Origin of the sequence: uncultured Microbacterium sp., from assembly GCF_913776565.1 — a bacterium.
Lineage (GTDB): Bacteria > Actinomycetota > Actinomycetes > Actinomycetales > Microbacteriaceae > Microbacterium.
In genome coordinates this window covers 1-6,873 of sequence record NZ_CAJYPF010000102.1, presented here as the reverse complement: position 1 = coordinate 6,873, position 6,873 = coordinate 1, and the positions used below count along the sequence as shown (strand labels likewise).

4 protein-coding genes are annotated in these 6,873 nt (G+C 73.7%); 1 reads left to right on the top strand and 3 read right to left on the bottom strand.

All coding sequences use genetic code 11. From position 1 onward, the window contains the following. Positions 1-78: 78 nt before the first annotated feature. Together QZ433_RS05605 and QZ433_RS05600 are read right to left on the bottom strand one after the other, a co-directional pair. Complete coding sequence (locus tag QZ433_RS05605) at positions 79-882, bottom strand: MerR family transcriptional regulator (protein ID WP_295780595.1); 804 nt, start codon at positions 880-882, stop codon at positions 79-81. A 33-nt stretch (positions 883-915) separates the two neighbouring features. Further along, positions 916-2,334 (bottom strand): PLP-dependent aminotransferase family protein, encoded by a 1,419-nt coding sequence (locus QZ433_RS05600; RefSeq protein ID WP_295780593.1) that lies wholly within the window; start codon positions 2,332-2,334, stop codon positions 916-918. A gap of 81 nt (positions 2,335-2,415) precedes the next feature. On the opposite strand from QZ433_RS05600, the gene QZ433_RS05595 reads away from it, so the two are divergent. Next, on the top strand, positions 2,416-3,090 hold the full coding sequence (locus QZ433_RS05595) for a pyridoxamine 5'-phosphate oxidase family protein (protein ID WP_295780591.1): 675 nt from the start codon (positions 2,416-2,418) through the stop codon (positions 3,088-3,090). Positions 3,091-3,396: 306 nt separating this feature from the next. Here QZ433_RS05595 and QZ433_RS05590 read toward each other — a convergent pair whose 3' ends face one another. After that, a complete protein-coding gene (locus QZ433_RS05590; protein ID WP_295780590.1) occupies positions 3,397-6,852 on the bottom strand; it encodes a bifunctional proline dehydrogenase/L-glutamate gamma-semialdehyde dehydrogenase in 3,456 nt (1,151 codons plus the stop codon). Positions 6,853-6,873: the final 21 nt, after the last annotated feature.

Sequence of the window (6,873 nt, the reverse complement as noted above, 5' to 3'; positions counted from 1 at the left end):
CCTCAGCCCTCGAGGATCTCCAGCGCCGCCATCGCGGCGTTGGAGATCCTCGAGGGCTGAGGGCCGCGGGGCGCCGCCTCAGGCGGGAGCGACCGGCTGCTGCAGCTCGGTCACCCAGTCGGCCTGGTCGTCGGACTCGGCCCGTACGTACAGCTCGCGGCACGGGCCCGCGGGCACGAGCCCGCGGTCGAGGATCTGCGCGTGGAGGGACTGCCAGCTCTCGCCGATGCGGTCCATGGACCCCAGATGGATGCCGCACACCGCCTCGACGATCGCGGGGAGCTCGACGATCTCGACGCCGTCGCGCGCGGGGCCGGTGGAGACGTATCCGGCGACGACCTCGGTGCCGTCCTCTCGGGCCGCGTACTGGGCGACGGGGGTGTCGAGCGCTCCCTTCTCGGTGCCGATCACCGCGGCGACGGCGTCGAACGTCGGACCGACGACCTCGGCCATCTCGGCACCGTCGGCGACCAGTCGACGGCGCGCCGCCAGGCGCAGGGCGGGCAGCGACTTCTGGACGATCTCGATCTCGCGCATGTGCTTCTCTCTTTCGATGAGGTGGAGGCGCCGCTCCACGTCGACGAGCCGTGCGGCCGCGATGCGATGCTCGCGCTCGACCTCGGCGCGGCGTTCGCGCAGCAGAAGGGCGATGCGGTCGGCATCCACTCCCCCATCCAGGATCTGCGCGATGTCGTCGAGGCCGAAGCCGAGCTGACGCAACGCCACGATCCGGTGCAGCCGCGCGAGCTGCGACGGGTCGTACGACCGGTAGCCGCTGCGCTCGTCCACGTGCGCGGGCACGAGCAGCCCGGCGGTGTCCCAGTGCCGCAGCATGCGGTGGGTCACCTGACCGATCTGCGCGAACGCCCCGATGGACAACATGCTTCCGTTCTCCTCCCTCACACCGTGTCAGGGTCAAGCGGGGCGGCGGGGCCGGTCGACGAGGGCACCGATGATGCGGTCGACGGCATCCATCAGCACGGGGGTCGACGGCGCGGCGTAGCCGAACACGATGCCGGCGGGCAGGTCGGCGGCGGCACCCGGCACGGCGTAGCCCGCGAGCGGCGCGACCACGATGCCGTCCGCCGCGAGCGCGGCGACCACCTCGGCCTCGACGCCGGGCGCGGCGTCATCGAGCAGCACCACCGCGTGCAGTCCGCCGTCGGTCGCCGTCAGCGTCAGGCCGTCGACAGCGGTGAAGGCCTCGAGCAGCAGACCGCGACGATGCCGGTAGTCGCGGCGTCGGCGGGCGGTGTGACGAGCCAGAGCGCCCTCGGCCACGTATAACGCGAGAGCGCGCTGCGGGATCGACGCGACCGGCGGGTCGAGGTCTGCGCGCGCGGCCGCGATGCGGGCGCGGACGGCTCCCGTCGCCACGATCCACCCGCAGCGCAACGCGGGACTCAGCACCTTCGAGAAGCTGCCGATCAGCACCACGCCCGCCGGGTCGAGCAGGTGCAGCGGGGGCAGCGGCACCCGTCCGTGCGGGAACTCGCTGTCGTAGTCGTCCTCGATGACGACCGTGGCCGTGCGCGCCGCCCAGCTCAGCAGTCGCGAACGGGCGGCGGCATCCAGGCGACTGCCGAGCGGGTAATGATGGTGCGGGGTGACGATGACGGCATCCAGGTCGTCCTCCTGCTCGACGGCGTCGAGGTCGAGGCCCGTGCCCGGTCGCACCGGAATCGGCACCGCCTGCGCGCCCAACCGTTCGAGCAGTCGGCGCACCCGCGGGTAGCCCGGGTTCTCGATGCCCACGCGCAGCATCGGCCCGCGGGGGGCGAGGGCCAGCAGGGTGAGCAGCATCGCGTCGCTCGTGCCCGCGGTCACGATCACGTCGTCGGGCGCGACGTCGAGGCCCCGCGTGCGTCCGAGGTGCCCCGCGATCGCCCCGCGCAGGGCGGGGTCGCCGAGGACGTCGCCGACGCCGGCGTCGACGTCGAGCGCGCTCGCCCGCCGCCACGCCGAGCGCCAGGCGGCATCGACGACGCCCGTCGTTCCGGGTCGGCCGGGACGCAGATCGACGAGCGGCGCCGACGCCACGGGGTCTGGCGGCGCCGTGGCGACCGCGGTCGACATGACCGTCGCCCGAGCGACCTCGGCGACGGCGGTGCCCCCGCCCGGTCGGGTGACGAGGTACCCCTCGCCCGCGAGGATCTCGTACGCCGAGACGACCGTCCCCCGCGCGAGGCCCAGGTCGGCCGCGAGCGCGCGGCTCGACGGCAGGGGATCACCGCCGCGGGCGCGACCGGCGAGCACCGCGGCGCGGATGCCGTGGGCGAGTTGCTCATGCAGCGGTGCGGCCGCACTCCGATCCAGGATGCCGACGTCGATCACGCCTCGATCCTGTCATTGGTCCACTGATCATGCGAAGAAGCGGACTACGCGATGAACCACGCGGTGGCCTGGACTCGATCCATGACCGAACTGCCCCTCACCACCCTGACCCGTGTACGCCGTGGCGCCCACCACCAGCGCACCGACCGCGCGGCCCTGTACGACATCGTCGACAACGCCCTGTATGCCACCGTCGCCATCGTCCGCGACGATCGCCCGGTCGCCCTTCCGGTCGGGATCGGCCGAGACGGCGACGACCTGCTCATCCACGGCTCGACCGGCAGCGACTTCTTCCGACGCATCGCCGCGGGGGCGGCCCTGAGCCTGACGATCACGCACCTCCTGGGGCTGAAGTACGCCCGCTCCCTCTTCGACAGCTCCATGCGGTACCGCTGCGCGGTGGTGCACGGTGTGGCATCCGTCGTCCCCCCGGAGGAGAAGGAGGCGGCCCTTCTCGCCCTGTCGGAGCACCTCATGCCGGGGCGCAGCGCCGACGTGCGCGCGATGACGGCGCGCGAGATCGCGGCGACGATGGTGCTGCGCGTCCCCCTGGCCGAGGCGAGCGTCAAGGACAACGCCGGCTCGCTCGTCGAGGTCGACGACGACGGCGAGGACCGCGCGGTGTGGGCCGGGATGCTGCCGCTCCGGGTCGTCGCCGGCGAACCGATCACGTCGCCCCAGACCGCGGCGGACACGCCGGTTCCGGAGTCGGTGCGCCGGGCCGCGGCGCGCATCGCGGCGTCGGGGACGGCGTAGCCGCGGCCCGACCCGGGCGGGCCCCGGCGGCCGACGTCCGCTCGAGGCACGACCGGCACCCCAACGCAGGGCGGGCCCCGGCGGCCGACGTCCGCTCGAGGCACGACCGGCGCCCCAACGCAGGAGTTGTGCGCGCGAGGAAGGCGCCGGGCCCGTCGGCACCCCGCACCGGGTGCCGACCCGCCGCACAACTCCTGCGTTGCGTCGTCAGAGAGGGGGCGCCGACGCGCCCGGACGCGCTTTTCTGCGGGGGTTGTGCGCGCCTCGGACCGCGATCGAGGGCGCGCCCCCGAACGGCGCCCGCGATCAGCCGACCAGCGGCGGCACCGCGTAGCGCCGCGGCGTGCCGAAGCGGTGGGCCGTGATCGACACGGCCTGCTCGCGCAGGAACGGCAGCAGTTCGACGTGACCGGCGCGGGTGACCGCGCCGGCGTACACGGCCACCGAGGGTGACCCGTTCGTCGCCTCGGCCACCGTCGCGGGAGATCCACCGAGCAGGCGGATACGACCCCCGGTGCGCGCGAGGCGCGTGGCGCGGCGCCCCCAGTCGGCGGCATCCTCGACCGCGGAGCGCACTCCCGAGCCCTCGAGCCACGCGCGCACGGCGGGCGACAGCTCGGCGGCCGAGCTCACCGTCACCGCGGAACCCGCGCGCACGCCCGCGGCGACCACCCGCACGAGAGCGGCCTCGGACGCCCCCTCGACGCGCACGGTCACCGGTACCGCGGCGTAGCGCAGCACGTTCTGCTCCGACTCCAGGCCCGTCACGTCGCGGGCGAGCGAGAACTCCTCGGCCCACGCGGCGGCGTCGCTCGCGAGCGCCGCGGCGAGCCAGTCGCGCTCGGCGGCGGGCACGGCGGCCAGCGCCGGCGCGGCGAGGGCGTCTGGCGTGCGGGGGGCCGTGGAGGCGGCATCCGCCCACTCTCCGAACCCGAAGAGGTAGTGCGGTCCCCCGGCCTTGGTGCCCGCGCCGACGGCGGACTTCTTCCACCCGCCGAAGGGCTGACGCTGCACGATCGCGCCGGTCGTGCCGCGGTTGACGTAGACGTTGCCCGCCTCGATGCGCGAGAGCCACGTGTCGATCTCGGCGGCGTCCAGCGCGTGCAGGCCCGAGGTCAGGCCGTACTCGATGGCGTTGACGATCTCGATCGCCTCCTCCAGCGTCTCGGCGGTCATGATGCCGAGCACGGGCCCGAAGTACTCGGTGCGGTGGAAGGCGCTGCCGGGCTGGACGCCCTCGCGGATGCCGGGACGCCACAGCGCACCGTCCTCATCGAGGCGCTGCGGCTCGACGACCCACCGCTGGCCGGGCTCGAGCGACGTCAGGGCCTCGAGCAGTTTGCCCTGGGCCGGCTCGATGAGCGGTCCGACGCGCGAGGTCTCGTCCCACGGCATCCCGACCTCGAGGGAGGTGACGGCGTCGACGAGCTGGTCGCGGAAGCGCCGCGAGCGCGCGACCGAGCCGACAAGGACGACGAGGGATGCCGCGGAGCACTTCTGTCCCGCGTGTCCGAACGCCGACATCGCGACGTCCTTGGCCGCGAGGTCGAGGTCGGCGCTGGGCGTGACGATCACGGCGTTCTTGCCGCTCGTCTCGGCGAGCAGCGGCAGGTCGGGGCGGAACGAGCGGAACAGCTCTGCCGTCTCGTAGGCGCCGGTGAGCACGACGCGCTCGACGGCGGGGTGGGTGAGCAACTGTCGGCCGAGGTCGTTCTCCGACACCTGCACGAGCTTCAGCACCTCGCGCGGAACGCCCGCCTCCCACAGCGCCTCCACCATCACGGCGCCCGAGCGCTCGGCGAGGCCCGCGGGCTTGATGACGACGGCGGAACCGGCGGCGAGGGCGGCGAGGGTCGAGCCCGCGGGAATCGCGACGGGGAAGTTCCACGGCGGCGTCACCACGGTCACCCCGACGGGAGTGAAGGTCGCGCCGTCGATCGCCTCGAGCGTGCGCGCCTGCTCGGCGTAGTAGTGCGCGAAGTCGATCGCCTCCGACACCTCGGGGTCGCTCTGCTCGATGACCTTTCCGCACTCGGCGCCCATGACCTCGAGCAGGTCGGCGCGGCGCTTCTCGAGCGCGTCCCCGGCGCGGTGCAGGATCTCGGCGCGACCGGCGGCCCCGAGCGCGCGCCACGCGGCGGCGGCGTCCGCGGCCTCCTGGATCAACGCGTTCAGCGCGGCTTCGTCGGTGACGGTGTGGGCGGCGATGGTGTCGCGGCCCAGGGTCGACTCCGGCATGCCGGCGATGATCGCGCGCGACCAGTCGCGGTTCGCGGCGATCGCCGGGTCGGAGTCGGGGGTGTTGCGGAAGCCGTGCGTCGGCGCGGGCACCGCGGGGGCGGTGCGATCCTGCACGCGGTGCGACGCCGGGACGCCCGCGGGCATGTCGGCGAGGGATGCCAGGAAGCGGTCGCGCTCGCGGGCGAACAGGGCCGCGTGGGTGTCGAGGTCGAACACGGCCGACATGAAGTTCTCGCTCGATGCGCCCTCTTCGAGGCGGCGGATGAGGTAGGCGATCGCGACGTCGAACTCCTGCGGGTGCACGACGGGCGTGTAGAGCAGGATCGAGCCGACCGTGCGCCGCACGACCGCCTGCTGCGCGGTGGCCATGCCGAGGAGCATCTCGACGTCGATCCCGCCGGTGACCCCGCGGCGCTCGGCGAGGAGCCAGGCGAGGGCGACGTCGAAGAGGTTGTGTCCGGCGACGCCGATGCGCACGTTCCTCGTGTGCTCGGGGCGCAGGGCGTAGTCGAGCACGGCCTTGTACGACGCGTCGGTCGCCTGCTTCGACGGCCAGGTCGCGAGCGGCCAGTCGTGCACGTCGGCATCCACCCGCTCCATCGGCAGGTTGGCGCCCTTGACGACGCGCACCTTGATCGGGGCACCCCCGGATGCCACGCGCGCGGCCGTCCACTCCTGCAGGCGGATCATCGCGGCGAGCGCATCGGGGAGGTACGCCTGCAGGACGATCCCCGCCTCGACGCCGTGGAACTCGGGCTCCGACAGCAGCGTCTCGAACACGGCGAGGGTGAGGTCGAGGTCCTTGAACTCCTCCATGTCGAGGTTCAGGAACGTCCCCGTCTCTTTCGCGACCCGGTACAGGGGACGGAGCGCGGCGACGGCGTCGTCGACCGCCGCGTCGAAGGCCCAGGGCGTGTGCGGGGCGACGGTCGACGAGACCTTGATCGAGACGTAGTCGACGTCGTCGCGGGCGAGCAGTTTGCGGGTGCCGGCCAGGCGCCGCGCGGCCTCTTTCTTGCCGAGGATCGCCTCGCCGAGCAGGTTGACGTTGAGGCGGATGCCGTCGCCCCGCCCGCGGATGGCGGCGATGGCGTCGCCGAGCTTGCGGTCGCTCGCGTCGACGATCAGGTGCCGCACCATCGCGCGCAGGGCCGTGCGCGCGGCGGGGACGACCACCTGCGGCAGGATCGGCGCGGTGAGCGCCCCGAGGCGGATCGCGGCCTTGAGGTGCAACGGAAGGAACCCCGGGATCAGCGGGGCGAGGGCCGAGAGGTTGCGGGCGGCGACGCGCACGTCCTCGGGGCGGACGACGCCGTCGACGAAGCCGACGGTGAAGTCGAGGCCGTTCGCGTCGCGCAGCACGCCGGCGAGGCGCTGCGCGGCGGCGTCGACGGGTTCGTCGCGGCTCTCGGTGAGCCAGCGGCGCACGAGGGCGATCGCCTCGTCGGCGAGCTCGTGGGGGGCGACGAGTGCGGCGGGGGTGGTGCCGGACGTGGTGTCGGGGACATCGGTGAGCGACATGGCGATCCTTCCTCGGATGCT